Here is a 24,721-nt window from a genome sequence, read left to right as displayed (position 1 = left end):
GCCCCAATCTGAAGCCGGATCTAAGGGGGCTGTCGCTCTCCGAAGGGTTGCGGGCCTTTTGCGCGGTGGCGCTGCCGCTGCTGCTGGGGCAGGTGTTCGACGTGCCGCAACTCGGGCTGGCGGCGCTGGGGGCGCTGCTGACCTGCTATGCCGACCCTGGCGGGCCGGCCGCGCGGCGGGCGCCGGCGGTGATCAGCTATGCGCTGCTGGGGGCGAGCCTATATGCGCTGTTCAGCTGGGTGGGGGCGCAGAGCCCCTGGGTTTCGGCGCCGCTGGCGGCGTTTCTGGTGTTCTGCACGAGTTTTGCCCGGATTTACGGCCAGGCCGGGATGCAGGTGGGCAATCTCAGCAGCGTCGCCGCGTTGCTGGCTTTGGGGGCGCCGGAGTCCGGCATGGGCTGGGCGCTGCTGCACGGGCTGAACTTCCTGGCCGGCGCCGGCTGGGCGGTGATTTTGACGCTGGTGATCTGGGAGACGCATCCTTACGCCGCCTCACGCCGGGCGCTGGCGGAGGTGGCGCGCCGGCTGGCGCGGCTGAATAATGAGCTGGTGCGCTTTGCCCGCCATGCCGAGGGCGAAGCGGCGTTTTCCGCCCATGCGCTGGAATATCGCGGCCAGGTGCGCGAGGCGATCGAAAATGCCCGGGCCGTGGCCTATGCCACCTTCCGGCGGCGCGGGCTGGTTTCGCCGCGCGGGGCGCAGCTTTCGCTGCGGCTGGAGAGTTTCGACCGGATTTTCGGGGCGCTGATCGCGCTCTCCGAACAGCTGGAGCAGGACCCGGCGGTGCGCGATGACTGCGTGGCGCCGCTGCGGCTGATCTCGGGCTGGCTGGCTGCGATGGAGCCGGAAATCCTCGCCGACCGGCCGCTGGATACGCCGCGCAAGCGCGCCAGCCTGAAGCGGCTGCGCCAGGCGCTGCGGGATTTGCCGGATGCGCCCGAGCGCCATGTGCTGGCGGCGATTGCCGAGCAGTTCGCGGTGCTGATCGCGGTGGCGCCGCCCACAGGGGCGGCCCTGCCGGCGCCAAGCCCGGTGGGGCTGCGCCGGCGGGTGCTCTCACCGATCCGGCAGAATTTCACCTTGTCCTCCGTCGCCTTCCGGCACGCGCTGCGGGCGGCGGTGATCGCGCTGCCGGTGCTGGCGGTGACGACGCGCTTTGGCGGCATCTATTCACATTGGGCGACGATCACGCTGGTCTTCTGCCTGCAGCCTTATTTCGCCGCCACCTGGGCGCGCACGGCGGAGCGCTGTGCCGGCACCGTGCTGGGCGGTGTGCTGGCGGCGGCTTTGGGGTTTTTCGTGCATACCGATCTGCAGCTGGCGCTTGCCATGCTACCGCTCAGCCTGTGCGCCTTCGCGCTGCGGCCGGTGAATTTCAGCCTCTATATCGCCGTGCTGACCCCGATGGTGGTGCTGCTGGTGGAGAAATTGCGCCCGGGCGAGAGCGAATTCTTCGTCGCTGCCTCGCGGGTGCTGTGGTCGCTTCTCGGCGGGGCGCTGGCGGTTCTGGGCAGCGCGCTGCTCTGGCCGGGCTTTGAAGCGCCGAAGCTGGAGAGCTTCCTCGGCACCGTGCGGCGCGCCCATGCCGCTTATGTGGAGGCGGTGATCGACGCTTTGCTGGGGCAGGGGAGCTGGGGGGCGGCGGAGACGGCGCGGCGTGCCGCGGGCCTGGCCAGCAATAATCTCGAAGCCGCGCTGCAGCGCATACTCTCCGAGCCGCATGGGCGCCACGAGCCGGCGATGGTGAAGGCCGCCGCTGCCGATGCGGCTTTGCGCCGCATGGCCGGGCGGCTTTCGCTGCTGGCGCTGGAGCGCCCCGCCATCGCCCCGCAGGAGCGCGATGTGTGGCGGGGCTGGGCGGTCTGGTTGCGTCAGATTCTGGAGGACGGGCGTGCGGCACCACGCCCGGCGCTGCCGATCGGCCCCGGGGCGGCGGATCTGGTGCGGCTGGCGCGGCAGGCGGAGCTGATCGCGCAAGAGGCAGGAGCATAGGGCGCGGGGGCCCATGCCAGCCGGGCAGGGGGCATTGCGTGGTTTTTCATTGCTGCGGCGCAGCATAAACCCATATAGATCGATGTTATGACGAAATTTCCTTCCTTTGAGTCCGGTTTTTGGCCGGTTTGGCCTGGTCTGGATCTGCCCAATCTGGCGATGCAGAGCGCGATGCTGGCCTTTGAGGCGCAGCAGGTGATCGCGCTGCGTCTGGCCAAGCTGGCGCAAGGCGGGCATGACGCGCCGCATGAGACGCTGCTGATGGTCTCGGAAAAGCTGATGGCGGCGCATGAGAGCGGGGCGCTGATGCTGGATGCCGCGATGTCCGGCAAGCCGGGGCTGAATGCGCCGGAAGTGATGCAGCTTTACCGCAAGAAAGTGCGCGCCAACCGCCGCCGCTTGGCGCCGCAGGCGGCCCCGTAACGCTTTCTTACCCAAGCGTCCCGGCTTTGCCATGATTGGGGCCTAACCCTCCTGAACAGCGTATCAGGAGGAGTTCATGACCACACGCCGCATGTTGTCCCGCCTGCTTGTGGGGGCACTGATCGCCGCGCCGGCCTTGGCGCTGGCGCCCGGTGCCGCGAATGCCCAGCCGATGCCCCCGCCGGGTGGCCCGCCGCCCCCGCCTGGCTTCCGCCCGGTCCCGCCGCCGCGCTTCGAGCCGCCGCCCCGCCCCGCCCGGCGCCGCCTTTGTCTGGGTGCCCGGCCATTGGCACTGGAATGGCGATCGCTATCTCTGGATCCGTGGCCATTATGTCCGCCGCCACCCCGGCTGGCACCATTGGCGCAACGGCCATTGGACGCTGATTGATGGCGCCTGGCGCTGGGTGCCGGGCGGCTGGTATTGATGTGATCTGCCCGGGGGCCGCGCGCCCCCGGTGCGTTCAGCCGGCCGCCGGGGCGCTGGCGAGATCGTGGATCCGCTCCACCATCGCCGCGACGCCATTGCCGCGATTGGTCGAGAGCGCCCCGATCAGCCCGAGATCATGCAGGAATTTCGCCGGGGTGGCGCGGATTTCCGCCCGTGTGCGGCCGGAAAACACCCGCAGCACCAGGGCCACCAACCCGGAGACGATGGCGGCATCCGAGGCGCCGGTGAAAAACAGCTTGCCATCCTGCTCCTCGGCGGCCAGCCAGACCTGGGATTGGCAGCCGCGCACGCGATGCGCCTCATCCTGCCATTCGGCCGGGTAGGGGGGCAGTTTGCGGCCCAGCTCGATGATGAATTCGTAGCGCTCCATCCAATCGTCGAACATCTCAAGCTCGGCGCCGATGGCTTCGATGGCGCTGGCGGCGCTGGCGTCTTCGGGGTGTAAAAAACGGTCATATCCACCCTCTTTTACGGAACCAGATCAGCGGCGCAACCGCGGAAATGATCATCAGCGCCCAGGCATAGGCATAGCCATAGGTCCAGCTCAGCTCCGGGATGATCTTGAAATTCATCCCATAGATGCCGGCAATCAGCGTCGGCGGGATGCCCATGATCGACACGATGGTCAGCACCTTGATCAGGCTGTTCTGGGCGATGTTGATGAAGCCCAGCGTCGCATCCATCAGGAACTGGATCTTGTCGGTCAAATGCGTGGAGAATTCGTTGAGCGAGGAGACATCCTTCTGCACGGATTTCAGCCGCTCGCGCACCGGCTTGCCCAGCCAGGGCGCGGCCACGCTGGCATAGGGGGCGATGCGGGCGATGCCGAGCTGGCAGTCACGCAGATAGGAGAGCGAGTCGTAATCGAGCCCGAGCTTGACCAGGATGGCCTGTAATTCCCGCTCGGCATTGCGCGAGGGGGTGCGGCTGCCCATGCGGTGATGAAAGATCTGGTGGCTGAGATCGTTCAGCTCGGTCCGCAGTTTCTCCAGCGCATCGGCCAGCTTGTCGGAGATCGCCTCCAGCAGCCCGGCGAAGAGATGGGCGCTGGGTGGGACGTTTTCGGGCGGCGGCGGCGAGGTGAATTGCGCGAATACCGCGCTGGGGGCGAAACGCAGCGTGATCAGATGCTTGGGCGAAAGCACGAAGCCGCACACCCCGTCCTCCAGCACCCCCTTGACGCGCGTGACCACCGGCAGGGACAGGGTGAGCACGTCATCCTCCACCGACAGCCGGGCGGAATTCTCGATCTCGGCCAGATCATCGTAATGCGGCAGGGAATTGCCGGTCAGGCGGGTGACGAGGGCATATTCCTCGGCGGTCGGGTTTTCCAGATCGAACCAGACCGCATCGGTGAAATCGGCCGGGGCAGGCTCTGCAGCCGCGCGTGGTGGCAAGCATAGGCTTTCAGCATGTCTGGTCCTTCATCCTCGCGCAGGATTAGCAGCGCCCCTCAACTTGGCAAGCGATGGATCCTTTACAATCCCAGCGCGCTGAGACCGGGATGATCGTCCGGCCGGCGGCCGAGCGGCCAGTGGAATTTGCGGTCCTCGGCGCGGATCGGCAGGTCGTTGATGCTGGCGAAGCGGCGCTGCATCAGCCCCTGGGCGTCGAATTCCCAGTTCTCGTTGCCGTAGGAGCGAAACCAGGTGCCGCTATCATCGTGCCATTCATAGGCAAAGCGCACGGCGATGCGGTGATCCGTGAAGGCCCAAAGTTCCTTGATCAGCCGGTAATCCAGCTCCTTCGCCCATTTGCGGGTGAGGAAGGCGACGATCTCCTCCCGGCCGGTGACGAATTCGGCGCGGTTCCGCCAGATACTGTCCGGGGTATAGACCAGCGAAACCCGCGCCGGGTCGCGGCTGTTCCAGCCATCCTCGGCGAGGCGAACCTTGGCGGTGGCGGTCTCCAGCGTGAAAGGCGGGGTCAAGGGCGGCATGGGGCAACTCCGTGATATGGGTCCGGGCGCGTCCGGAGATGGAGAGATGTGCAAGATTTAAGGCAGCCGCCAGCCGCAAGGCAATCCCGCATGCCAGCGGGCCGGCGGCGGCCCGGGCTTTGGTGCGATGCGTTAAAATTCGGGAAGGTCGGCGGCGTCTATGGACGGTTGCATTGGTTCTTGCGAAGTAAAGTGTGATTGTATCAGACGTTTTCAGGTCAGCAGGTCCGCCAGTATGCAGCAGAGTTTTGGGGAAACCCCGATGGATATGTCCGTTTGCGTCATCATCCCCTATTATAATGGCTCGAAATATATCGAGCGGTCGGCGCGCAGCGTGCTGGAGCAGAGCATCCCGCCGGCGGAATTCATCGTGGTGGATGACGGCTCCTCGCCGGCGGAAGCCCAGGCGCTGGACGAAATCGCGGCGCGTATGGGCTTCCAGGTTCTGCACAAGGAAAATGGCGGCCAGGGCTCGGCGCGGAATTTCGGCGTGCAGCAGACCCGTTCCAACTTCATTTCGTTTCTTGACCAGGACGATTTTTATCTGAAGACCCATATCGAAATCCTCCTGGAAGGCGTCAAACGTAAAGACCCTTATTTTGGCTGGGTTTACGCGGATCTGGTCGAGGCCGACGAGGATGGGCTGGTGGTTCGTCGCGAGACCGTGATTCACCATTCCAAGCATCCGAAAAAATTCCTCAATGATATGTTGCGCAAAGATATGCATGTGCTGCCCTCCGCCTCGTTGATCCGGCGTGAGGCGTTCGAGGCCGTCGGCGGGTTCGACCCGCAATTCACCGGCTACGAGGATGACGATCTGTTCCTACGGATGTTCCGCAAGGGCTATACGAATTATTTCGTGAAAAAACCGGTGACGGTCTGGTGCATCAATAATAACAGCACCTCCTACAGCATCAAGATGAGCCGCAGCCGGCTGCGCTACATCCACAAGCTCGTGAAGAATTTCCCTGACGATGCCGATAAGAACCGGTTTTTCGTCAAGGATCTGTTGCTGCCGCGCTTCAATCCTCTGGTGCTCGGCGAGGCGATGCGGGCCATCGTGCCGTCCAACTCGCCGCAAGACCAGAAGATGGCCAAGCATCGCGACGAGCTGATCGAGATCATGGAGGATTATGTGCAACTGATGACCGCCAATCCGTTCCTGCCGGAGAAGGCCAAGAGGCGGTTGCGGATGCAGGCGATGGTGCTGCGCACCAAATCCAGGCTGGTGGTCAGGGCGGCGCAGATCATCAATCGAAAATTGCAGGGCTGAGCAGGCGTTTTTTGGTCACCGGCCGAGCCCGCCGGTGCGGGCGCGCAGGCTGTCGAGCAGCCCGCGCGTCATCATCCGCAGGCGGGATTTTGTCTGTCCGCCGAACAGGCCGAAGACGATGAAATAGGGAATGATCCGGCGGATGAAATAGAAGCGCCAGGCGATGCCGATATATCGCCTCTGCGCCAGCATGATGCTGTTGCGGATCGAGTAGTAATTGCGGATCGGGCTGTGCACCGAAATGGTTTTGCCGAAGAGTTTCAGCCGGCCATTGCCCAGCGTGTGTGACATGATCCGGTTGAAGCTGACGAAGCTGCGATAGCCAAGGGACTTAGCCCGCAGGCCCCATTCGATATCGACCAGATCGATGAAGAGATCTGCTTCCATGTCGCCGACCGCGCGCAATGTTGCCATCGGGATCAGCGAACCTGAGGCGATGACGCAATCGACCTCCTGCAGGCGCGGATCGCCGGGATGGACGCGCTGCCGGCGCAGCAGCAGGCCCCGCGCGCGCCAGATCTGCGTGAGCCGGCCATCATGCGTATCGCGATAGGCGCAGCCGACGGCGCCGATCCTGACGCCTTGGTTGGCGAGGTCGATGCTGTCCTGGAGCAGGGAGGCGGCGGTGCCGTCCGGCAGCACCGTGTCCTGGTCCATCAGCAGCACATAATCGGCGTTTTGCGCGGCGGCATCGGCGATGCCTTGGTTCTGGGCGGCGGCGATGCCGCGATTCTCTGGAAAACGGGTCAGGCGCGCCGCGTGCGCGACGGCCAGGGTTTCGAGCGCCTGGATGTTGGCGGAGCCGTTATCGATGATGGACACATGCTCAACCTGCCGCGCCAGATTCGCCAGCACCTGGGTGAAGGCGGCCAGGTCCGGATTATAGGTCACGATCACCGCATGCAGCCGGGCGCCCATCCTCTCGATCCTGGCCGTCGGCGACGTCAAGCTGCTGCCCGGGGGCTCAAAGATTCGCCATCTGCTGGCCGCGCAGCAGCTCTTCGAAATCATGCCGGGGCAGATAGGCTTCGAAGACGTCCATCGGCTTGCCATCCGCCCGGATCTGGCCGTTATCCAGCCAAATCAGCCGGTTGGTCCATTCGGCCAGGGTGGAGGCGGAGTGGCTGGCCAGGATCAGGATGTCGGCATGGCGCACCATGCCTTCCACCCGCGCCTTCGCCTTGGTCATGAAGGCGGCATCGCCGGCGAGCAGCCATTCATCCATCAGCAGAATTTCCGGCGGGAAGGCCGTGGCCATGGCGAAGGCGAGACGCACGACCATGCCGGAGGAATAGTTGCGCACCGGAATATCCAGAAACTGCCCCAGCTCGGCGAACTCCTCGACATCCTGCTCCAGATAGCGGATCTGGGTCTTGGACAGGCCGAGGAAATAGCCGCGCAGATGGATATTCTCCCGCCCGGAGAGCTCCATATTCATGCCCTGGCCGGGATCGAGCAGCGAGACCAGCTTGCCCTCCATCGAGAGCGAACCCATCGTCGGCTGATAGATCCCCGAGAGGGTGCGCAGCAGCGTGGTTTTGCCGGCACCGTTGGAGCCGACCAGGCCGAGCCGGTCGCCTTCCTTCAGGGAGAAGGAAATGTCGCGCAGCGCCTGCACCGTCGGCCGGCTTTTCTTGTCGACGCCGAAGCGCGCGGACATTTTGCCCAGCAGGGCTTTTTTGAGCGAGCGGCTCTCCGAATGGTAGAGCGGAAAGTCGATCGAGAGATTGAAGGCTGTCAGATGTGTCACGCTGCTAGACCCAAAACGCGATGCGGCCGCGGAACCGAGCGAAGCCGACCAGGGAGATGATGACGATGGCGGCGGAGACGCCAAGCGCGCCGAAAATATCCGTGGAGGTCAAAGGCAGGCCGAGGATCGGGTTGCGGACGACGCTGAGGATGAAGTTGAACGGGTTCATCTCGATGAGATGTTGCGCCGCCGGGTGGCCGTTGAGGGCGCTGATCTGCCAGATGATCGGGGTCAGGAAGAAGGCGACCTGCATCAGCGCCGCGATGATCTGGGGAATGTCGCGAAAGCGCGCGCAGATGGCGCCCAGCAGCAAAGAGAGAAACACGCCGTCGATCAGCCACAAGGCGAAGCCCGGGATTGCCGCCAGCGAGAGGAGGCTCTGCTTGACCTGGAAGACCACCAGCACGACGATGACGACGATGATGTTATGCGCCAGGATGATGGTGTTGCGCAGCACCGTGCGCACCGCATGCACCATCAGCGGCATGCGGGTGCCTTTGATCAGCGCGTCCGCGCTGATGAAGCAGGTGCAGCCTTCCACCACCAGCGAGCTGAGATAGTTCCAGAGGATCAGCGAGATCGCCAGATAGGGCAGGTAGCTCTTGATGACGGTATGGAACAGATCGGCATAGAGGAAGGCCATGGCGCCGATCTGGATGCCGGTGGAGATGGTCAGCCAGAATGGGCCGATCGCCGAGCCTCGATATCTTAACTTAATTTCAGAAAAGGCCAGGGCCCAGATCAGCCGGTAGAGCGACGCGCCTTCGCGCAGATCCACGAAGGCCAAGCCGAAGCGCTGGCCCCAGCCGCGATCGGCGGAGAGCGCGAAACGGGTCGGTGTTTTCAGCGTCCTGAGCGTGCTGTCCGGTGGCGCGAGCTCCGCCATATATATCAAACCCCTCAAAATAGATCGGCATCGTGCCATCAGCCGCGCTGCCGGGGCGTGGATGGCACGTGAGAGTCCGCCCCGGCCGGCCCGCCGGAGACGCGCTGCCAGCGGCACCGCACATAGCGCGCTCGCGCCGCAGGGTCGAGATGGCGGGCAAAACCCTGCCTCGCTTTCCTGTAATGTTGTGTTGCGGGCGGGGGAAAGGATTTGGCCAACGCGGCAAGCCACCCAGGGTTGGGGTCCGGATCCGCAATGAGATGAGTGACCGAAGGATGGCTGGGGACCTGGACGAGCAGTTCCTCAGTATCGGGTCTATGAAAATCAATGACTTAGCGGACAGTCCGTTGGTTCGTCTGGGCCATTGTGGGAACTTTTGTGGGAACGCGTCAAGATGATATGTTGACCTCGAAGAAACAGGAATGACTGGCTTTGAACGGGTAGCCCTGGCCCCATCATCTCCTGGGCACAAATAGAGGCCGCGAGGACGTGCCACTCTTTCGCTAACGCATGAGACGGCCAGAACTTGCCTTCGCGAAATTTTTTGAAAAGGCTGTACTCGTCAGCGGTCAGTATCGTTCCGATTCGTAGAACAACCTGCTTGGAAAAAAGCCGTTTGTTGATGCTTTCCGCCGTAGTTGAGTGGTGACCGTTGGTCTGGACAGTTTGGGGGCCACAACGGGAGCACATGCCGTGGAAAAGCCTCAGAGTTCCGCCGACCATGCCGCTTTTTGCCTGGAAGGCGACCATCTCCCCTCCAGAACGGGTATTAAGCAAGACGCGGTCGCACTGACTGCAAGTCAATTTCGATAGGTCTGCCATCGCTTTAACTTATGGGTGAACATAGAGGGACGGCAAGACGAGATTGATCTGATATATCGAAGTGGTTTGTCAGGTTACTTCCCCGGCTACGGACGAGGACCCGAGGGGAACCAGAAAATACCCACCCGGTCATTTCCAGGAACCGTCCCCCTCCACCCCGGCCCCTGTATGGGACCCTATGGAACCAAAAAATTCTGGGAGGTGTTCACCGCTCGGCTCAGCCGAACAACAACAGCCGGGGGTTTAACGGAAATTTTGAAATCCTTTTGAGAAGCCCCGCCCGGCGGCGTTAGGGACCGTTTGGCGCGTTTTTATTTTCCGAACGCGCTTCGCAGATCAAACGGCAACGGTTGAGCGCGTTCACCAGCTATTGCATGTCGTCTGTAGTTGATTGCCAAGCGTCTGAGTCGTGCATGCCGTCTGTGCGGGTGTCATTGGTTGTTGCGGCACGGGTGCCGGGTGCCCTGCGGCCCATGCAGCGTTACTCTGAGCCAGTTGCTGGTTCGCCTGCTGTAGCCGGGCGTTGAACGCCTCAAACCGCGCATGTTGCTCGGGCGTACAGGCGGCAACGCCAGCGCAAGCGAGGGCCAGCAGGGTAAGGGAGCGGATTTTCATGAAAGCCTCCAGTCGAATTGCAACCGGCTAGTGACGGTTCAAAATCACCAGGAAGGCAATCCCTGGAGTCATGCGTTTTTGGAATCGGTGGGATTCCTAATCGACTCGGCTAGTTACCTCATGCGCCCCGTATGGTCACCGACAACGACCATTCACGGTGGACATACACATGACCCAGCAGCCTTTCATCTCCTATTTCCGCGTCAGCACCGAGAAGCAGGGCCGGTCCGGGCTGGGCCTGGAGGCACAACAGGAAGCTGTGGCCGCTTACCTTGCAGCCCACCCAGGCCGTGTGATTGCCTCTTTCGTCGAAGTTGAGTCCGGCAAGCGCAATGACCGCCCGGAACTGGCCAAGGCCCTGGCGGCCTGCAAGCTGAAAGGGGCCACGCTGATTGTGGCCAAACTGGACCGGCTGGCCCGCAACGCCCGTTTCCTACTGTCCGTGGTGGAAGGCACGGGTGATGGTGGCGTGGTGTTCTGCGATATGCCCCAGATACCGCCCGGTCCCGTGGGGAAATTCCTGGTGACCCAGATGGCTGCCGTGGGCGAACTAGAGGCCGGGCTGATTAGCGCCAGGACGAAAGCGGCGCTTGTGGCCGCCAAGGCTAGAGGAAAGGTTCTGGGCGGTTATCGGGGAGGTCCCAAGGCTGACACGGCGCTGGCGGCAGAGGCGCGGTCACGGCAGGCGGATGACTTCGCGGCCCGTGTGCGTCCCCTGGTGGATGACCTGCGGGCCGGGGAATGTCCTTGCGGCAGATTGCGGAGCGGCTGGGGGCTGAGGGTGTAGAGACGGCACGTGGCGGGCCTGGACGGCGGACGCGGTGCGGAGGGTTATGTTGCGCGTTTAGGTCTGGTCAGCACAAATGAGAGGACGAAAATCAGGACAGCAAGCGGGACGAGCAGTAACAGCCTGCCTTGTGTTGCAGACGTAGGCCCGTCAGGCACACTACCGTTGAGCGCCAGTCGCCTCAGGACTAAGACGGGGACTGGAGCTTTCCAGGACGGATCATAGGGTATCTTTCCCCAACCAGGAATGAGGGGCTGAGAACTGAGTAGGCCCTCCACGTCGCCGCGCGGGTTAGCTGGAACGCCATTATCCAGGTCGTCCTGCTCGAAAAGAAAAACAGGCTGACTGGCCGCTCACCCGCGCCCGTTCGTGGCAAAACGTATGCGTGGTCCGAGCTGTTCCTCGTCGAAAAGACGTAACTCCAGGCCCAATCAGGATGAGCCACGCTGCCCAGCAGTCTTATGTACTGAGGTAAATTTCGCGGTGGAGATGCTGCCAGTTGAGCCATTGTGTAGACTGGTAATGGCTGGCCAACGCCGGGGTTGCTCTTGGAGGTCACAGCCGCAAGCCCACACAGTGCAAAGGCACACGCAACCCCCGTAAGCCGAATGCGTGTCCTGCCCAACATCAAACTCTCCCCTGCAACGTATGGCGCTAATTCTATGATACGGGTTCGTTTCAACCGGAGTACAGATGTTCTTCAGTTGTGGGCAATTGCAGCCGAGTCAAAACTGCATAGCACCGATTCGTTTCTGCATATCTCTTGCTCGTTACCCGTTTTGGGTAGCGTCATTGCCGAGCAGCCCCATCTCCATAGCCTTTGGAGACTCACGGAAGCCTGCCGCTCATGTCGGGTGCCACGCTACCCGCAGGCCCTCAAGCCCTCCAGTGACTCGCCAGTGGCCCGCATGAGGCTGTTGGCTTCCGGGAGAGCCCGTTTTGGTCCCTGGTGGCATCTTTCGGCTCTCATCTCGCCACGCTGCAATACTACACAAATGGGTACAATCCTTAGGTATTTACAGGAGAATCACGAAATGCTCCTTAATGGCCCGTTCGGCTCTGGTCTGACCCTGAGGGCCGTTACCAATCATGAGGATCATCTCAACGTGTCCACCACAATCACCCGCTTTCAGTTTCGCAAACCCGAGTTCCTGGCCGGTCAATGGGGCAACATGCTGCGTCCCGTTAAACTGCTCTGCTGCCATTGCCGCATCCCGCTGACGAACATTACTTATGAGGCGTTTATCGCTGACGGGCCGCACGCGAATGAGGCCGGTGACGGGAAGGCGTGGCTTTGGTTTCAAAAGAGCGCTGACGAACGGTTCGGCGGCTGGCGGGTACGAGTCGGACGGTTGCATATCGATTTGGATTTTCTGCCTGCTTCGGAGCGCACAGCAGCAACCGAGGCGGACCCTCACGATACTAAAGAGGACCGGCTGGCACTGGGGGGCTGTGATGAAAATCGATTTTATCAGCCCTATGGGTGAAGCCTTCTGGCCCGCCCTCAACCGGACCGAGACGTATAAGGGCAAGGATACCGGCAAGTTCACCATGAAGCTGGTCCTGACCGGCAAAGCCCTGGAGGACATGCGGACCAAGATCAATGACGCCCTGGTGGACGCCTATGGCCCAAGAAGGCCGAGGCGGTCTGGAAAGAGAAGCCGCCGATCAAGACCACCAAGGACGGCAGCAAGGCGTTTATCAAGTACACCGCCAACGCGGTTATCAACGACAAGCCTCGGATAATTGCCCTGTTTGACAGCCAGGATAATCTGATCACCCGCCCGTTGAGCATCGGTTCCGGCTCCATCATCCGCGTCAACGGTTCCATGTCGCTGTTCGAGGCGAAGGACCCTGGCATGTGGTTCTCTATGAACTCCATTCAGGTCATCAAATACGTGGAATACGTGCCCGGTGGTGGCTTCGCGCACGTGCCCGATGGTTTCATAGGCTGAACATCCCCGCCGCCCAGTACAGAAGGCCACCCGCCAGGAACCGCGCGTCCCGGTAGGTGGCCTCCTATTTGTCTAGATCGTCTCGCCGTTCCCATCCTCGTCAGGCTCACGGCAAGCCGCCAGCCACGCTAGGAACCTCTCGGCCTTTTCGGCTGCATTTCCGCCCTGCATGCTCCGTTGTTCGGGCCGTGCCTTGGTGTATTTCAGTACGAGCCGCGCGGCGGCCAGCCGGTCCTGCAAGGTGTACGCATATTTGCCCGTATCAGCGTCTCGGGCCACCACGAAACTGATAGCAACCTGGAGAGCGAGGCGGGCCGCCATGTCCTCGTTCAGGTTACCGTCCGGGCCTACCAGGGGGGTGGAGCGATCCGGCAGGATGATCGAGCCGTCCGCCACCATCGCGTCCAGCATGTCGTCCGCCTGCTTGTGGGCCTGCTCGCGTAACACGGCCAGCTTCCGGCGGCGCTGGGGTCCTTTCCAGCCATCCGGCACACCCATGCGCGTAGGCAGTTTGCCGCCACGCTTTGCCTTTGCGGCCTCTATGTTTGCCCGGAGTTGGGCCTTGTTCTCTTCTGACATGTTCCACGCCCGGACCTTTTCGGACATGGGGCGCAGCGTAGGCGAACGGACGCGGCTCACCTTGCGCGGTTCGGTTGCCCGGATTTCCGCAACACTCTGCCGGAACAGTTCGGTAGGCGTGGGTACGCCTGGGTAGTCTGGTTGATTTCCATTATTTGTCCTCAAGGGACCGCAAGGCACGTCAAGCACCTTGGGTCCCGTATGTTGTCGTCTGTGATTGTCGATTAGTGGCCCGAAATGCCGCCAGCGTTCTGAGACGCCCGATAGGCAGTGCGAGCGGCAACGCTAGCCATTATGTCAGGGTTCGGGGTGCCGCTGCTGGGTTTCCAGCCGAATTGCGTAAGCGGCCCCAAGGCTTCCTCAAGTCTCGCCTGTTCCGCCGGGTCCGTCTCGGCATCCACCCAGCCCGCCAGGGCCTGTTGGCGTGCCTGCTGGGTCTTGATGGTGGCCAGCATGTTCGCCTTGTCGGCTAGGTCCGGGTAACGGGAGCGCACGTCAGCCAGAATGGCCCCGTGCTGCGCCAGATTGGCCCCGTAGGACTGCTTGTTCCTCACGCCGGACTGATCGGGCGTGGAGGCGCTGGGCAGGCCCATGCCGGGCACGTCCGTAGGCAGGTCCGGGGAACCCGCAAGCTGGTGGAAGTACGAGTTGAGGCGGTGGTAGTCACCAGACTCCAGCGTGTCCTGCTGGTTGATGGCCGCGTGGATGTTCGGGGCCATGTTACCGTTGTCCACGAGGCCCTGTAGGTGGTCCTGGATGAACGAGACGGGCAAGCCGGTCTGCTTGGAGATGGCGTTCTGCCAGCCGGTCCCGAGGACGGGCAGGGCCGTCCGCAGCCCCTCGCTCAACGCCTGGGCCTGGGTCTGCCGCTGGGTAGCCTGATTGTTCAGGACTGTCCGCAGCAGGTCCGTGGAGGTCGCCAGAGGCACCGATTGCGCCCCCGAGTTCCCGCCCGTGCCCTGCGGTTGCCATACGGCCATTGCGTTGCTCTTGGCCTGCCGGTTCTGGAGGCCCGAGAGGAACCCTTGGTCCTTCACGGCCTGGGCGTTCCCCTTGGCTGCCTGGAGGGCCTGCATACGGGCGATGGCGGTCTGTGCAGCCTGATTGGCCTGCTGCTGGGCCATCTGGTCCTGGACGCCCCGTAGGCCCCGAGGCCATTGTAGCGGGCCAGGGCCTGGGCGATCATCGGCTGTTGGCCCATGTCGTTCAGGCTTTGCATGGCCTGCATACCGAGCGGGTGCTGGTCGCCATACCGGCCCAGGGTTGCCGCGAGGGTCTTGGCGGCCTGCTGTTGCCCGGCCTGGACCGGGGTTAGCGGTTGCGGGGCCTGGGCAGCCTGGGCTGCTTGCGCCTGGGCCTGATTGTCAGCCGCCTGTTGCCGTAGCTGTGCCTGGAGGGCCATGAGGTCACCGGGGCACCGCCGGGCTGGAGGTTGTTCTGGGCCGCGTAGTCCTGGATGGCCTGCTGGTTTTGCAGCAGGGGCGGAAGCTGGGTCCCCATCATCTGGTCCAGTTGGCGCAAACCAGAACGCACGACCGCGCCCTTGTAGTGACCTAGCAGGCCCCCGCCGATGCCGAGTTCTTCCAGCCCGAGGCCGCCCAGGCTGCCCCCATGACCCGAGGCACCCAAAGCTGCCGCAGCGGCTGCGCCGCCCAGAGTGCTTAGCGTTCCCGCGTTGCGCTCAAGCGGTCCTTGGGCCGCGCCCTTCATGCTGTTCTGCTGGGCGAGGTCCAGCATGTTCAGGTTCAGCAGCAGCGTGTTCTTGGTGGATTGATCGATCGGTAGGTTCGCCACCTGATCCCGCGCCGTGTCGAAATAGCCGAGGTCCGCGCCGCCCCGGGCAGATACCCGGTTGTTCCGTACAGCTTCCGCCACGGCAGCGTTAAGGGGCGCGATCTGGTCCTTGCTGATCTGCCCGGCATCCGCGAGGCCCTGGCCGATTTGTTTGATGTTCCCGGACAGGTCATCCATGACGCCCTTGAACACCGCAGCGGGTTCCGCTGTATCCCGGCCCATGTTCGCCGTGGAAGCCTGGAGGCGCTGATTGTAGAGGTTCAGCAACCCCATTTTGGCCATGCCGTTCTGGGCCTGCGGGGAAAGCTGGTCATAGGTCGGGGCCGCCAGTCCCTGCTGGTTCGCCTGGGCCTGCGCGGCCTGCTGTACCGTGTCGTCGTCCAGGTTCGGATTGGCTGCCTTGATGGTCTGGGCGGCCTGCTGGACCGCAGCGGTCCACGGGGCGGTTTCCTTCTGGTAAGCCTGCACGTCCGGCCCGGCCTGCGCGGCTGTTCTGGCGTCCTGGAGGGCCTTCACGCCCATCCCGGCACCCTGGGCCACCGGAGAGGCGATAGCGCCCGTACCGGCCCCCTCAATGGCCGCGTTGCCCATGCCGGATAGGTTGCCCTGCCCGGTCCCTGCGTTGTCCAGGGCGTAATTGCCAGCACCCATGGCACCGCCAGCGCCAGCCCCGAGGGCGACGCGGGCCGCCGCACGGGCAACCGGAGAGGCCATAGAGGCGATTTCAGGGGCCGCCAGTCGCCCGGCGATCCCGCCCATGACACCATGAGCCAGCGGGCCGCCGAGGGCGTTCAGGGCCGCAGAGGCACCGCCAGCCAGTAGGTCACCGCCCGATGGCGCTTGTTCGCCCTGGGCAGCCTCACGGGCCTGGATGGTATTGCCAGCACCCGAGGCAGCCAGGGCGGCCACACCACCAGGGCCAAGGGCTGCGGTGGCGGCATAGGGCGCTGCGGACGCGACGGCACCGGCAGCATCGTACGCGGCCCCGCCAAGGTTGCCCTGGGACAGGTCGGTGCCCAGGCGGTGGATAGATTGCCCATCGTATTGGCGGTCACCGGAAATGGCCTGTCCGGCATCGTTCAGGACGTTCCCGGCGGTATCGGCCCAGGTCTGGAGGCCGTTTCCTACCATCGTGCCGCCCGCGTACTTGCCCGCCAGTTGGCCTATGGTTTTGTCGGCTGCGCCAAGGCCCGAGACGATGGAACCGGCGGAATTGCGAAGGGCCGTTACGGGCGAGGTGGACTTGAATACCTGTGAGGAAATTTCATTGACCGTCTGTTCCTGGTCAGCAGGCGACAACTGCGAAAAGCTGTCGTCCACCGAAACAGAAACCGGCGATCCCCCGCCCGGAGGCGTGAGGGTCAGTGTGGGCATGTGTTAGTTCAAACTCCATTTCACGCCGGAACCCGTGGTTCCTGTGAGGGGGTTGACGGACCCGGCGGAATTGCGAAGGGCCGTGACTGGCGAGGTGGAAACGGGCGATCCCTGCTGGTATTCCTGGAGGATTTGGTCGTCCGAATAGCCAGCTTGGCGGGCACCCGCAAAGTCGAAGTTGGAGGCGTGTTGAGTGGTCAGGTAATCCACAAGCTGGGAGGGGCTGTAGCCCGCCGCCAGTGCGCCCTGAACGTCAAACTGAGGCATTACCGAGCCAGAAGCTGGAGATGGAGGGCAGGGCGGGCGGGGTGTGCGATTCAGTCGGTGCCTCGTCGGTGCGGGGGGCGCTTTCAGCCACGCCCACTACACCTTGAGGTTCCTTAAGGGCCGAGAGGTCACAGGAGGTCCCTTCCTCCCCAGCGGTGCTGTTAGGTTCGTTGTTCTGATACATGATGATTTATCCTTGAAGGTTTACCTATAGGCACCTGAAAGGTGGCAAGACATATCTATGGTCATGCTAACCTAACGTTACGAAAAGCGGCCTATAGTTTTGTGGATTTTGGTCTTGATGAATAAAAACCTGACGTACAGGTGGTTAACGTCAGGTTCCTCAAGGTGTCCTAGAGCTACAAATAGCCACCACTTCCTCTAGCAGTTTGCTGAAAAACCCCGAAACTTGGTTTTATTTTTTCTGATTTAGCTTTGGGGCCTGGATTTTGGTTCAAGTGATTGAAGTTTCTTGCCGGTTTCTGGACTTTTTTCGTCCAGCGGACAGACTCGTCCCTTATATTGCCACCATTTTTGGAATGCGTACCAGATTATAGGCGATCAGGTTGAGCATGAAGGTGCCGGCGACCCGCGCAACGCCGCGCAGCTTGGTCTTGCGCATCGTGCCGTGCTGCTTGCCCCAGCCGAATATGCACTCGATCATCGCCCGGCGGGTCTGCGACATCGCATAACCGGGATGGCGCGTGGTGCGTCCGTCAATCGCGCTGCGGCGGTGCCTGCCGGTTTTGGTCTCACCGTTGTTTTGTGTGACATGCGGTGTCACGCCGGCGTCGCGCAGATTGGCGACATGATCGGCGGTATCGTAAGCCTTGTCTTCGCCTACGGTGATCCGCCCGGCGGCCGACTTGGCTTTGGCTTTCAACATCGCTTCCGAGGCTTCACGCTCAGCCGTGCCTGTGGCCTGGGTCACTCGGCCACCCACCGCCAAGCCGTGCCGGTTGTCCATCAGCGCGTGCCCCATATACGAAAGCTTTGCCTCCCGCCCAGCGGCCTTGCGGTACAGCCGGCTTTCCGGGTCGGTGGTGCTGGCATGGGTATCGTTCTTACGCTTCTGACCGTGGAAATCCGAACCATCATCGTCGCTGCCATCCTTCGGCCGGAAGCTCTTCTGCGACGCCCACGCCTCGATCAGCGTGCCGTCCACCGAGAAATGCTCATCCGATAGTAGCGGCGTCACCCGCGGGTGGTTCAGCAGCCGGCTCATGAATTTCTGGAATATATCGCCGTTCTGCAGGCGCTCGCGGTTCTTGCTAAACGTGGTCGGGTTCCAGACCGGATCATCCGGGGATAAGCCCACAAACCAGCGGTACAGGAGATTATAATCCAGTTGCTCCATCAACTGCCGTTCCGAGCGAATCCCGTACAGCACCTGGATCAGCAGCGCGCTCAGCAATTGTTCAGGCGGCACCGAGGGCCGGCCTTCCCTGGAATACAGCCAGGCAAAGCTGCGGCTCATCTCATGCAGAACATCCCGCACCAAAGCACGGATCGCTCGCAACGGATGGGTCGCCGGAACCCGTGTTTCTGGTGAAACATACGAAAACATCCCGCCCTGATCTCGAAAAGAACCCCGCACCCCACGCCTCACAAAACCTGCCAGCCAAAGTGAATCACATCATAATCCCGGCCGCCAGGAGTTTTTCAGCAAACTGCTAGGTACTATAAGGGAACTTGGTGGTTATTCTCGGTGGTTGCATGGAAGTGACCTACGCGGCTTCCTGGAGGTCCTCGTTTGTTTCCGTAGTCCGTTTCAGCCCCACTGTTCGCCTCGCGGGCCTGTCAGCTTCCCAGCCCTGCTCCTGCATCGCCTCCAGCCACTCCGGGCGGGTGGTTATGTCTCGTGCAAGGTGGTTCGCGTTCTTGATGCCCGCTGCTGTCCGTATGTCGTGATAGCTGATCGTCTGAACGCCCGCCTCCGTTTGCTCCCGTAAGTAGCTGAGTGCTGCTTGGAGTTTCCCGGATAGCGGCTTTGGTTCGTCTCGCCATGTGAAGACCTCACACCCTGGGAAAATATCGGGAAGCATGTCCTTGATGCCCGAGCGTTCCGACGCGATCACATATGCGGTCATCGCCCCGCAGCGTTCGCCTTCAAGCTGCCGCACCCGGCCCCTGCACAGGGCTTGCAGGACGTGGTGGCGGATTTCACCGGCAGCAGTTGCGGCAACCTCGTCCTTTGGGCGGAACCCGGAGGCAACCTCTCGTCCCTGCGCGAGATGAGTAGTGGCAATGGCGTGGCTGTCTCGCATGAAGAGGGTTCCAGCAAGGATCACGTTGCCGAAATCCCGATAATGGTTCACCGCCATGTGCTGACCCCAGGTGATGACGCAAACCACGGGGCCTAGCGGGCCGTCGCCGGGGCTACCTGCCATAACCTGCCGGTCAGGAAGCAACCCAGCCAGGGCCTTCACAAACGGCAAGACGCCTGCTTTGTCCTTATGGGCTATCACAAGCCATGCCTCGTCCGGCTTGCTTCTGATCGTCTCGGCAATGCCCTCCAGCAGGGGCTGACGGGTCTGCGCGTTATGGAAAAGGTCCTTGCGCCCTGACCGGCTCCAAACGCCCACCCGCAGAGGCTTGTAGTCCTTTTCAGCACCGGGAAGGCGCTCCAGGCACTGCCGGACCTGTTCGGCGTATCGGTAGGTCTGGCGCACCCGCCCGGACGCATCCAGCACCAGCAGGGGGCCATCTCTGCCGTGCCGGAGTCCGCGTAGGAAACCAGGGCCTCACCTAACTGCCCGTCATGGCCGATACGGACCGTTTGGCCACTGAGGCGCAGCAGTTTGGCCAGCAGGTCATAGCCGGATTGCCTTTTCTCCAGTCCAGCCCCCTCCAAGATGGACAGTGCGGGCTCGCCGCCCAGGGCCTCGAAGTCCGGCAGGTCCACGAGAGTACCCCGCGCGGCACCGTTCAGGCGTGATGCGATGTTCTCCACCTCGTCCGCCAGCTTTGGAAAACGCCGTTGAAGCGGGTCAGCTAACCCCAGTGCCGCCCGCCGCCCGACTGTTATCGGTTCTCCCGGCAGCCACGCCTCGTCCCATACGCGGACCATGCGCGGGCGTCCGGCATAGTGGAACTCGGCCAGTGAATGGAAGGTGCCGCTATGCCTGAGACGCCGCTCAATCATCTGCTGGGTTGTAATGAGGATTTGCGCCTGTCCAGGCTCTGCGCCGCTGTTTGTCTCGTTCACCTTGGGGTCAGAGACGTAGACCGCCAGGGCTTCCCTCACGTCTGCCAGTGCCTGGGCCAGTTCCTCGGCTTCATGCACCCGTCCCACTAGGATCATCATGCCCACCTCTCGGCAGTCTTGGGCGGCAACAAGGGAGCGGGCAAAGTGGATAACAGCCTGGGTTTTGCCCACGCCAGGGTCCAAGGAACTCAGGAATACCTTGGCCGCCGCGCGTTCCCTGGCCATGTCCTCCATGGTCTGTAGGGCCGCCCAGATTGCCTTGGTGTGCTGCGGGCCGGGGCGATGGCCATTCAGCGCATTTGCGGCCTGCCAGCGCCCAAAGGCTTCCTGGGTTAGGCGTTTTTCTGGCGGTGCTGCCTCTCGGCCCACGTCAGGCACTGGCGGGCACCTGTTCGGCAGCGGCTAGTTGCTCCAGAGCACGGGTGAGGGCCGCTACGGCACAGCGCAGGCTGGCGGCGCGTTCCCGCAGGCGAATGGCGAGTTCACCGGGCGGGCACAGTTGAGCATCGGTAACGAGAAGTGCCGCTATGTCCCGTATGGTGGCCAGAGGGTCATTCATAATGGTTCCGTTGAGTTGGTGTATAGAATTTCAGGCAAGGCCCAGCCGGTCCCTAGAGGAACCAGCCGGTGCCGAGTGTTGCCTGCGGTTAAGCCGCCAAAGCCCTGGAGAATTGCGCGATGCCTTGCTTAACGAGGTGTGCAGATTCGCCGCGTGTCATCACGCCATATTGCACATGCCCGGCAATCGCCACGTAAGCCCCGCCTTCCAAGATTGAGCGGAGGACTTCGTAGGCTATCCAGAGGTTGCCGGAGGAAGTCGTCATCTTTTCGGCCAGGAAGGAAAGGATATGAAAGTCTTCGGACTTACCAGCCTTAACCCACGTATGCTCCTGTTCGACCGTGTAGATGCCGCTCAGGAATACGATGGGCATAACCGTTTGCTCAATCCACATTCTGAATTCGCGGGCGATGGGTTCATCCGAGGTCAGTGCCAGGGCCAGGACACCCTCCGGCGAAATGGCAGTAAGGTCCGCCTCGTCCATCCCTGGCATACATTCGTACGGGACGAGATCAACAAGTTCGCTCAAATGGACGCCCAGGGCTTCACAGACCCCCGGAGCCTCATACATCGCCTGAGTTTCAATCGGTTCGTTAGCCTCCGGCTGCTCCGGGTAAATCGCGTGTGCCTTGAGGCTGCGCAAAAGGGTGTGCATGGGGGTATCGGTCATGTGTAAGTCTCCAAATTTAGGATTGTGAAATTGCGGTTGCCCACGGGCCGCCGTCTGACGTTTCCCAGGCATTACTGTGGACGTTGAAGCAGACGGACAGGGCCACACGGGGCGTACGGATTATGGCTAGGTTAGGCGGTGTTCGAGTTTGAGGGGCGCATGGGATGCCCGGGAGCTTCCGTCACGCCGGGGGCAGATGGCGAATGAACGTTTCAACCTCCTGGACCGCCATGTTCAGCGCGGCCCTGATGATGCCCGAGCGGTTCGGGTAGTGGACGCCAGCGGCCCGTGCGGCATCTGCTAGCTTGAGCAGGTTGGCGTCCTCGGCGGGGCTGGTGCGGATGGTGATGTTATCGCCGTACGAAATCCGGCGCATGTTGGTCTCCATGGGTTGCGGTTGTGCAAAATTTTTAGCGTGAGGGACGAGGGCTGGCGGTAGATGCTTGGCGTGCGCTGGCCGTGGCCCTCTTAGGCAGGGGTTACCCCCCCCCCCGGCTTTTTGGGAAGGTTCCTGTGTTTTCCAGCCGGTTTCCCGCCCAGCCCGTGAGGGTCCGACGCGGCCCCAGGAAGTGCCGTGCGGGTGCTTGGATAGGCCCGGCGGCACCGGGCGTAGCGAGAGGCTAGGCCGGGGACAGACGATAGCGGGAAAGATCATAGCGTGTTCCCGTAGGCGTATCTATCATAGGGTGGGGTTACCCCCACTTATCCCGAAAGGTCCTGATCTGAGCTTGCGAAGTTCGTACCTAGCGGAGCCTCCCAAGAACACCCCCAAAGACGGTATCTGGGTACTCGGGTAGCCGCTGGTGACCAGGGGGCCGTCCGGTAGCGGGAAGGTCAACAGCATGTGTCCGCCAGCCCTGTCTCTCTTAGGGTCGTGCTAACCCCCCACTTATCCAGAAAGGTCCTGGTTGGTCCTGGAGAAATCCGAACCGGCCCGGAGGACCCAGAGAGGACCCAAAAGCGGTATCCGGGTACTCAGGGTGGCGGGTGGTGCCGGGAGGGACCGGGCGGGTGTATGATGGTTTCCGAGGCATGCCCCACGCGGGTCATCTCTAAGGGCGGACCTATCCCACCTTATCTACCACAAGGCTTTGATAACTATGGAAAATATGGGGTTTGACGTTGCACCCAGTGAAAAGGCCCGAATAGCCGCGTTTCGTTTGACAGGCTGAGCCTTGCGCGTCACCTTGAGGCAGACGGCGCGTTCACCCGCACACAGGCTGAATGGCTTGCCGAGGGGATACAGGACGCCATCATGAACACGGCAGCGACCCGGCAGGACATTGCGGCGCTTGAGGCCAAGCTAGAGGCCCAGGAAGGCCGCCTTACAGGTAGCATCTGGAAGGCTAACCTCGCCATAGCCCTCTGGATGACTGGCGTTGTCCTGGCGTTGCGGTTCATCCACTAGCAGCACCGGGCACCACACGACACCTCAAGGCCCGCTAGGTCATCCTGGCAGCCTCTCGGATACCGAACAGGCCCTCATCGTCCATGAAGCGGTCAAACGCCTGGACCTTCGGGGCATCCTCTGCCAACTGCTCGGCCTGCTGTTCCACCCGTTCACTTAACTGCCCCACGCGGTCCGCCAAGTCCGCCGCGAGGCGCAGGGCTTCGGGCAGCGTTTGGGGAACGGCGGGGGCCTGGGGTTCCTGCTGGGTCAGTGCGGCCTCCATACGGTTGAAGGCGGCGATGTAAGCCAGCTTGAAGCGCAGCGCCTCGGCCCCGGTGAAACCCATGGCCAACAGCGTGAAACCGTCGCGGTCCATCCGGTAAATACGCTCGTCACGGTAGCCACCGCGCGGCATAGGAACGGCCACGAACGTCTGCTCAAAATGGAGCGAACATGCGGGTTCGGTGGTAGCAATTTCATCAATTACCCGCAGGACGTTGCGGTGTTCCTTGCCGAAATACTCAGCCACCGCCCGGCTTGTGGTCAGGGCGCGTCCGTTCACATTCGCCACCAGCGGGGCCGGGGCGGTTCCAGTCAGTGTCAGCATGTTAGGTTCCTTGTGGTTTAGGCAGCGATCCTCATGGGTGCCGCGCTGCCTCCATCCGGGGGCGTGGCGTTGTCGTTGGGTGCGGGCGGGTTGGCGATGAGGCGTTAGGCACCGCTATCTTGATGCACTGGCACCGCCAAAAAATCCGCCCGGCAGGCTGCTACCTCACGGGCAAGGCTAGTGGCCTTCACGCGGGACAGGGCAGTCAGGGCCTCGGCCTTCCACTTGGCTACCTGGGCATCTGTAGGTTCAATGAGTGGCACATTGCAAACCGCCTCAAGCGGGATACTGCCGCCCGTGAGAGGCAGGACGCCTTGGGGATTTTTGAGCAGCGCATAGGCCAAAGCGCCTGTCAGGTCCTCGCCCGTCCCCGCGTCCGTGCCTGGGCGTAACGCTGCGGCAACCGCCAGCCACTCATCGTTGCCCATGGAAATCCGGTTCAGCACGTCCGTCCATTGGGCACCATTTCCAGCCGACAATTGCGCCACAACGTTGCGCGGCCCCTGCTGGTGAATGTCTTTGAGCAGTTCCGGGGGCGTGAGCGGGGCCGCAAGGGCTGGCCAAGCACAGGCTGCGGTCAATATTCCCAAAAGAGCCACATGTCTCATTTCGTCACCTGTAGGCGATGATCCCCAGACGCCCAGATTTTTTGCCTTATTTGTGGCCCCATGATGATGCAGCCCTGTGAGGCATCGTGGCGTCGGTTATCGCCATGGATGAGGAAGCCGTTACGCCCAAAGGTCACCGAACCAGGGATAGGGGTTAAGCGCATAACATAAGGGCCATGCGTTGTGGTATCGTGGGGGGCGCCGATGGTGTAGGTTCCCTGGGGAATAGGCCCGATATTCGGGACAGACTGCATGGCTGGATTATTTCGTCCTCCCTGAGTTCCAGAGTATCCTTTTCCCACCAACCGGCCATTTTCGGATAGTTCGCCAGTCGATTGGCTGTAGGTCCAGGTCATAAAGTGGCTCCCGCTTAACTTTATAGCTAAGGTATTTGCGCCACCTCTGATTGTCTACAGATTGCCAACATTGCATTAAAACAACGTTGACATACGCCAGTTTTGCCTCGGCCTAACCAGATGGGCGGATAGCGGGCAGGACCTCGCGGGTAACCCAGTCCTGGAACTGGCGGGCCTCGGGTTTGTCCGAACGCATGACCAGCTTGTACAGGCCGGACTCAGAGATAACGGCCATAGCCTGGGCTCCACCAGGGGTACCAATCCGATTGGTCCCCTTCTCGTCATCGCCAAGTTTCATGAGGGCGGCATTGATGTTAACCGCCCCGGTGGACTTTAGATAAATGCCCAGCGCCCGGCACACGTCCGCCGCCACGAACCAGGGGTTTTCATTGATGGTAACGATGCGGACCTGACGGCCCT

26 protein-coding genes are annotated in these 24,721 nt (G+C 62.2%); 8 read left to right on the top strand and 18 right to left on the bottom strand.

Features of this window, described 5'->3' with window-relative positions:
- Nucleotides 1-65: 65 nt before the first annotated feature.
- The 3 genes from GT370_RS06040 (at nucleotide 66) to GT370_RS06030 (ending at nucleotide 2,839) form a co-directional block, all read left to right on the top strand.
- Nucleotides 66-1,991 (top strand): FUSC family protein, encoded by a 1,926-nt coding sequence (locus GT370_RS06040; RefSeq protein ID WP_270184051.1) that lies wholly within the window; start codon nucleotides 66-68, stop codon nucleotides 1,989-1,991.
- Between the two features lie 87 nt (nucleotides 1,992-2,078).
- Complete coding sequence (locus GT370_RS06035) at nucleotides 2,079-2,414, top strand: hypothetical protein (protein WP_008492679.1); 336 nt, start codon at nucleotides 2,079-2,081, stop codon at nucleotides 2,412-2,414.
- A gap of 185 nt (nucleotides 2,415-2,599) precedes the next feature.
- Nucleotides 2,600-2,839 (top strand): hypothetical protein, encoded by a 240-nt coding sequence (locus GT370_RS06030; protein WP_270184050.1) that lies wholly within the window; start codon nucleotides 2,600-2,602, stop codon nucleotides 2,837-2,839.
- Between the two features lie 36 nt (nucleotides 2,840-2,875).
- Here the strand turns inward: GT370_RS06030 and GT370_RS06025 are convergent, their stop codons facing one another.
- The 3 genes from GT370_RS06025 to GT370_RS06015 form a co-directional block, all read right to left on the bottom strand.
- Nucleotides 2,876-3,247, bottom strand: a complete 372-nt coding sequence (locus GT370_RS06025; protein ID WP_270184049.1) for a SufE family protein — start codon at nucleotides 3,245-3,247, stop codon at nucleotides 2,876-2,878.
- Nucleotides 3,248-3,314: 67 nt separating this feature from the next.
- Nucleotides 3,315-4,259, bottom strand: a complete 945-nt coding sequence (locus GT370_RS06020) for a magnesium transporter CorA family protein (protein ID WP_270184048.1) — start codon at nucleotides 4,257-4,259, stop codon at nucleotides 3,315-3,317.
- A gap of 80 nt (nucleotides 4,260-4,339) precedes the next feature.
- Nucleotides 4,340-4,801 (bottom strand): nuclear transport factor 2 family protein, encoded by a 462-nt coding sequence (locus GT370_RS06015; protein WP_008492683.1) that lies wholly within the window; start codon nucleotides 4,799-4,801, stop codon nucleotides 4,340-4,342.
- A 262-nt stretch (nucleotides 4,802-5,063) separates the two neighbouring features.
- Between GT370_RS06015 and GT370_RS06010 the strand changes: the two genes are divergently transcribed.
- A complete protein-coding gene (locus GT370_RS06010) occupies nucleotides 5,064-6,074 on the top strand; it encodes a glycosyltransferase family 2 protein (RefSeq protein ID WP_270184047.1) in 1,011 nt (336 codons plus the stop codon).
- A 15-nt stretch (nucleotides 6,075-6,089) separates the two neighbouring features.
- Here the strand turns inward: GT370_RS06010 and GT370_RS06005 are convergent, their stop codons facing one another.
- The 4 genes from GT370_RS06005 to GT370_RS05990 all read right to left on the bottom strand — a co-directional run bounded on the left by GT370_RS06005 (nucleotide 6,090) and on the right by GT370_RS05990 (nucleotide 9,460).
- Nucleotides 6,090-6,992 carry a glycosyltransferase family 2 protein gene (locus GT370_RS06005; protein ID WP_008492685.1) on the bottom strand — a complete coding sequence of 301 codons (903 nt, stop codon included), beginning with the start codon at nucleotides 6,990-6,992 and terminating at the stop codon, nucleotides 6,090-6,092.
- 46 nt (nucleotides 6,993-7,038) lie between these two features.
- Nucleotides 7,039-7,824 carry an ABC transporter ATP-binding protein gene (locus GT370_RS06000; RefSeq protein WP_008492686.1) on the bottom strand — a complete coding sequence of 262 codons (786 nt, stop codon included), beginning with the start codon at nucleotides 7,822-7,824 and terminating at the stop codon, nucleotides 7,039-7,041.
- Nucleotides 7,825-7,828: 4 nt separating this feature from the next.
- Nucleotides 7,829-8,710, bottom strand: a complete 882-nt coding sequence (locus GT370_RS05995) for an ABC transporter permease (protein WP_008492687.1) — start codon at nucleotides 8,708-8,710, stop codon at nucleotides 7,829-7,831.
- Between the two features lie 324 nt (nucleotides 8,711-9,034).
- Nucleotides 9,035-9,460, bottom strand: coding sequence for a hypothetical protein (locus tag GT370_RS05990; RefSeq protein ID WP_270184046.1), 426 nt, complete (start codon nucleotides 9,458-9,460; stop codon nucleotides 9,035-9,037).
- An 856-nt stretch (nucleotides 9,461-10,316) separates the two neighbouring features.
- On the opposite strand from GT370_RS05990, the gene GT370_RS05985 reads away from it, so the two are divergent.
- From GT370_RS05985 to GT370_RS05975, 3 genes are all read left to right on the top strand, one after another.
- Nucleotides 10,317-10,934, top strand: coding sequence for a recombinase family protein (locus GT370_RS05985; RefSeq protein WP_333490021.1), 618 nt, complete (start codon nucleotides 10,317-10,319; stop codon nucleotides 10,932-10,934).
- A gap of 1,034 nt (nucleotides 10,935-11,968) precedes the next feature.
- Entirely contained in the window at nucleotides 11,969-12,421 is a 453-nt protein-coding gene (locus GT370_RS05980) for a hypothetical protein (RefSeq protein ID WP_270184045.1), read from the top strand.
- A gap of 300 nt (nucleotides 12,422-12,721) precedes the next feature.
- Nucleotides 12,722-12,889 carry a hypothetical protein gene (locus GT370_RS05975; RefSeq protein ID WP_270184044.1) on the top strand — a complete coding sequence of 56 codons (168 nt, stop codon included), beginning with the start codon at nucleotides 12,722-12,724 and terminating at the stop codon, nucleotides 12,887-12,889.
- 72 nt (nucleotides 12,890-12,961) lie between these two features.
- Here the strand turns inward: GT370_RS05975 and GT370_RS05970 are convergent, their stop codons facing one another.
- Both GT370_RS05970 and GT370_RS05965 read right to left on the bottom strand, forming a co-directional pair.
- Complete coding sequence (locus GT370_RS05970; protein ID WP_270184043.1) at nucleotides 12,962-13,468, bottom strand: hypothetical protein; 507 nt, start codon at nucleotides 13,466-13,468, stop codon at nucleotides 12,962-12,964.
- 224 nt (nucleotides 13,469-13,692) lie between these two features.
- Nucleotides 13,693-14,592, bottom strand: coding sequence for a hypothetical protein (locus GT370_RS05965; RefSeq protein ID WP_270184042.1), 900 nt, complete (start codon nucleotides 14,590-14,592; stop codon nucleotides 13,693-13,695).
- 68 nt (nucleotides 14,593-14,660) lie between these two features.
- On the opposite strand from GT370_RS05965, the gene GT370_RS05960 reads away from it, so the two are divergent.
- The gene (locus GT370_RS05960) at nucleotides 14,661-14,783 is read left to right on the top strand and encodes a hypothetical protein (protein ID WP_270184041.1); all 123 of its coding nucleotides are present in this window, start codon (nucleotides 14,661-14,663) and stop codon (nucleotides 14,781-14,783) included.
- Here the strand turns inward: GT370_RS05960 and GT370_RS05955 are convergent.
- From GT370_RS05955 to GT370_RS05920, 9 genes are all read right to left on the bottom strand, one after another.
- On the bottom strand, nucleotides 14,780-16,636 hold the full coding sequence (locus tag GT370_RS05955) for a hypothetical protein (RefSeq protein ID WP_270184040.1): 1,857 nt from the start codon (nucleotides 16,634-16,636) through the stop codon (nucleotides 14,780-14,782). The genes GT370_RS05960 and GT370_RS05955 overlap by 4 nt on opposite strands.
- A gap of 784 nt (nucleotides 16,637-17,420) precedes the next feature.
- The gene (locus tag GT370_RS05950; RefSeq protein WP_083878918.1) at nucleotides 17,421-18,500 is read right to left on the bottom strand and encodes an IS5 family transposase; all 1,080 of its coding nucleotides are present in this window, start codon (nucleotides 18,498-18,500) and stop codon (nucleotides 17,421-17,423) included.
- 130 nt (nucleotides 18,501-18,630) lie between these two features.
- Complete coding sequence (locus GT370_RS05945; RefSeq protein ID WP_270184039.1) at nucleotides 18,631-19,596, bottom strand: hypothetical protein; 966 nt, start codon at nucleotides 19,594-19,596, stop codon at nucleotides 18,631-18,633.
- Between the two features lie 1,162 nt (nucleotides 19,597-20,758).
- The gene (locus tag GT370_RS05940; RefSeq protein ID WP_008492697.1) at nucleotides 20,759-21,340 is read right to left on the bottom strand and encodes a BRO-N domain-containing protein; all 582 of its coding nucleotides are present in this window, start codon (nucleotides 21,338-21,340) and stop codon (nucleotides 20,759-20,761) included.
- A 181-nt stretch (nucleotides 21,341-21,521) separates the two neighbouring features.
- Nucleotides 21,522-21,716, bottom strand: coding sequence for a hypothetical protein (locus GT370_RS05935; RefSeq protein ID WP_144052636.1), 195 nt, complete (start codon nucleotides 21,714-21,716; stop codon nucleotides 21,522-21,524).
- Between the two features lie 1,066 nt (nucleotides 21,717-22,782).
- The gene (locus GT370_RS05930) at nucleotides 22,783-23,337 is read right to left on the bottom strand and encodes a Rha family transcriptional regulator (RefSeq protein WP_008492699.1); all 555 of its coding nucleotides are present in this window, start codon (nucleotides 23,335-23,337) and stop codon (nucleotides 22,783-22,785) included.
- Nucleotides 23,338-23,441: 104 nt separating this feature from the next.
- A complete protein-coding gene (locus tag GT370_RS05925; protein WP_008492700.1) occupies nucleotides 23,442-23,945 on the bottom strand; it encodes a hypothetical protein in 504 nt (167 codons plus the stop codon).
- A complete protein-coding gene (locus GT370_RS21285) occupies nucleotides 23,942-24,301 on the bottom strand; it encodes a tlde1 domain-containing protein (protein ID WP_008492702.1) in 360 nt (119 codons plus the stop codon). The genes GT370_RS05925 and GT370_RS21285 overlap by 4 nt, the downstream gene beginning before the upstream one ends.
- Nucleotides 24,302-24,413: 112 nt before the next feature.
- On the bottom strand, nucleotides 24,414-24,704 hold the full coding sequence (locus GT370_RS05920; RefSeq protein WP_083878436.1) for a BRO-N domain-containing protein: 291 nt from the start codon (nucleotides 24,702-24,704) through the stop codon (nucleotides 24,414-24,416).
- Between the last annotated feature and the right edge of the window lie 17 nt (nucleotides 24,705-24,721).

The sequence above is a fragment of the Acidocella sp. MX-AZ03 genome (assembly GCF_027626035.1).
Taxonomy (GTDB): domain Bacteria; phylum Pseudomonadota; class Alphaproteobacteria; order Acetobacterales; family Acetobacteraceae; genus Acidocella; species Acidocella facilis.
This window is presented reverse-complemented; position numbering and strand designations above follow the sequence as displayed.

What these genes read in the sequence shown, in the direction of transcription:
- GT370_RS06035 (WP_008492679.1), top strand. Translation starts at nt 2,079, where the DNA reads ATGACGAAATTTCCTTCCTTTGAGTCCGGTTTTTGGCCGGTTTGGCCT.
- GT370_RS06025 (WP_270184049.1), bottom strand. Translation starts at nt 3,247, where the DNA reads ATGTTCGACGATTGGATGGAGCGCTACGAATTCATCATCGAGCTGGGC.
- GT370_RS06015 (WP_008492683.1), bottom strand. Translation starts at nt 4,801, where the DNA reads ATGCCGCCCTTGACCCCGCCTTTCACGCTGGAGACCGCCACCGCCAAG.
- GT370_RS06010 (WP_270184047.1), top strand. Translation starts at nt 5,064, where the DNA reads ATGGATATGTCCGTTTGCGTCATCATCCCCTATTATAATGGCTCGAAA.
- GT370_RS06005 (WP_008492685.1), bottom strand. Translation starts at nt 6,992, where the DNA reads ATGGGCGCCCGGCTGCATGCGGTGATCGTGACCTATAATCCGGACCTG.
- GT370_RS05995 (WP_008492687.1), bottom strand. Translation starts at nt 8,710, where the DNA reads ATGGCGGAGCTCGCGCCACCGGACAGCACGCTCAGGACGCTGAAAACA.
- GT370_RS05990 (WP_270184046.1), bottom strand. Translation starts at nt 9,460, where the DNA reads ATGGTCGCCTTCCAGGCAAAAAGCGGCATGGTCGGCGGAACTCTGAGG.
- GT370_RS05985 (WP_333490021.1), top strand. Translation starts at nt 10,317, where the DNA reads ATGACCCAGCAGCCTTTCATCTCCTATTTCCGCGTCAGCACCGAGAAG.
- GT370_RS05980 (WP_270184045.1), top strand. Translation starts at nt 11,969, where the DNA reads ATGCTCCTTAATGGCCCGTTCGGCTCTGGTCTGACCCTGAGGGCCGTT.
- GT370_RS05970 (WP_270184043.1), bottom strand. Translation starts at nt 13,468, where the DNA reads ATGTCAGAAGAGAACAAGGCCCAACTCCGGGCAAACATAGAGGCCGCA.
- GT370_RS05965 (WP_270184042.1), bottom strand. Translation starts at nt 14,592, where the DNA reads ATGGCCCAGCAGCAGGCCAATCAGGCTGCACAGACCGCCATCGCCCGT.
- GT370_RS05955 (WP_270184040.1), bottom strand. Translation starts at nt 16,636, where the DNA reads ATGCCCACACTGACCCTCACGCCTCCGGGCGGGGGATCGCCGGTTTCT.
- GT370_RS05940 (WP_008492697.1), bottom strand. Translation starts at nt 21,340, where the DNA reads ATGACCGATACCCCCATGCACACCCTTTTGCGCAGCCTCAAGGCACAC.
- GT370_RS05935 (WP_144052636.1), bottom strand. Translation starts at nt 21,716, where the DNA reads ATGCGCCGGATTTCGTACGGCGATAACATCACCATCCGCACCAGCCCC.
- GT370_RS05930 (WP_008492699.1), bottom strand. Translation starts at nt 23,337, where the DNA reads ATGCTGACACTGACTGGAACCGCCCCGGCCCCGCTGGTGGCGAATGTG.
- GT370_RS05925 (WP_008492700.1), bottom strand. Translation starts at nt 23,945, where the DNA reads ATGAGACATGTGGCTCTTTTGGGAATATTGACCGCAGCCTGTGCTTGG.
- GT370_RS21285 (WP_008492702.1), bottom strand. Translation starts at nt 24,301, where the DNA reads ATGACCTGGACCTACAGCCAATCGACTGGCGAACTATCCGAAAATGGC.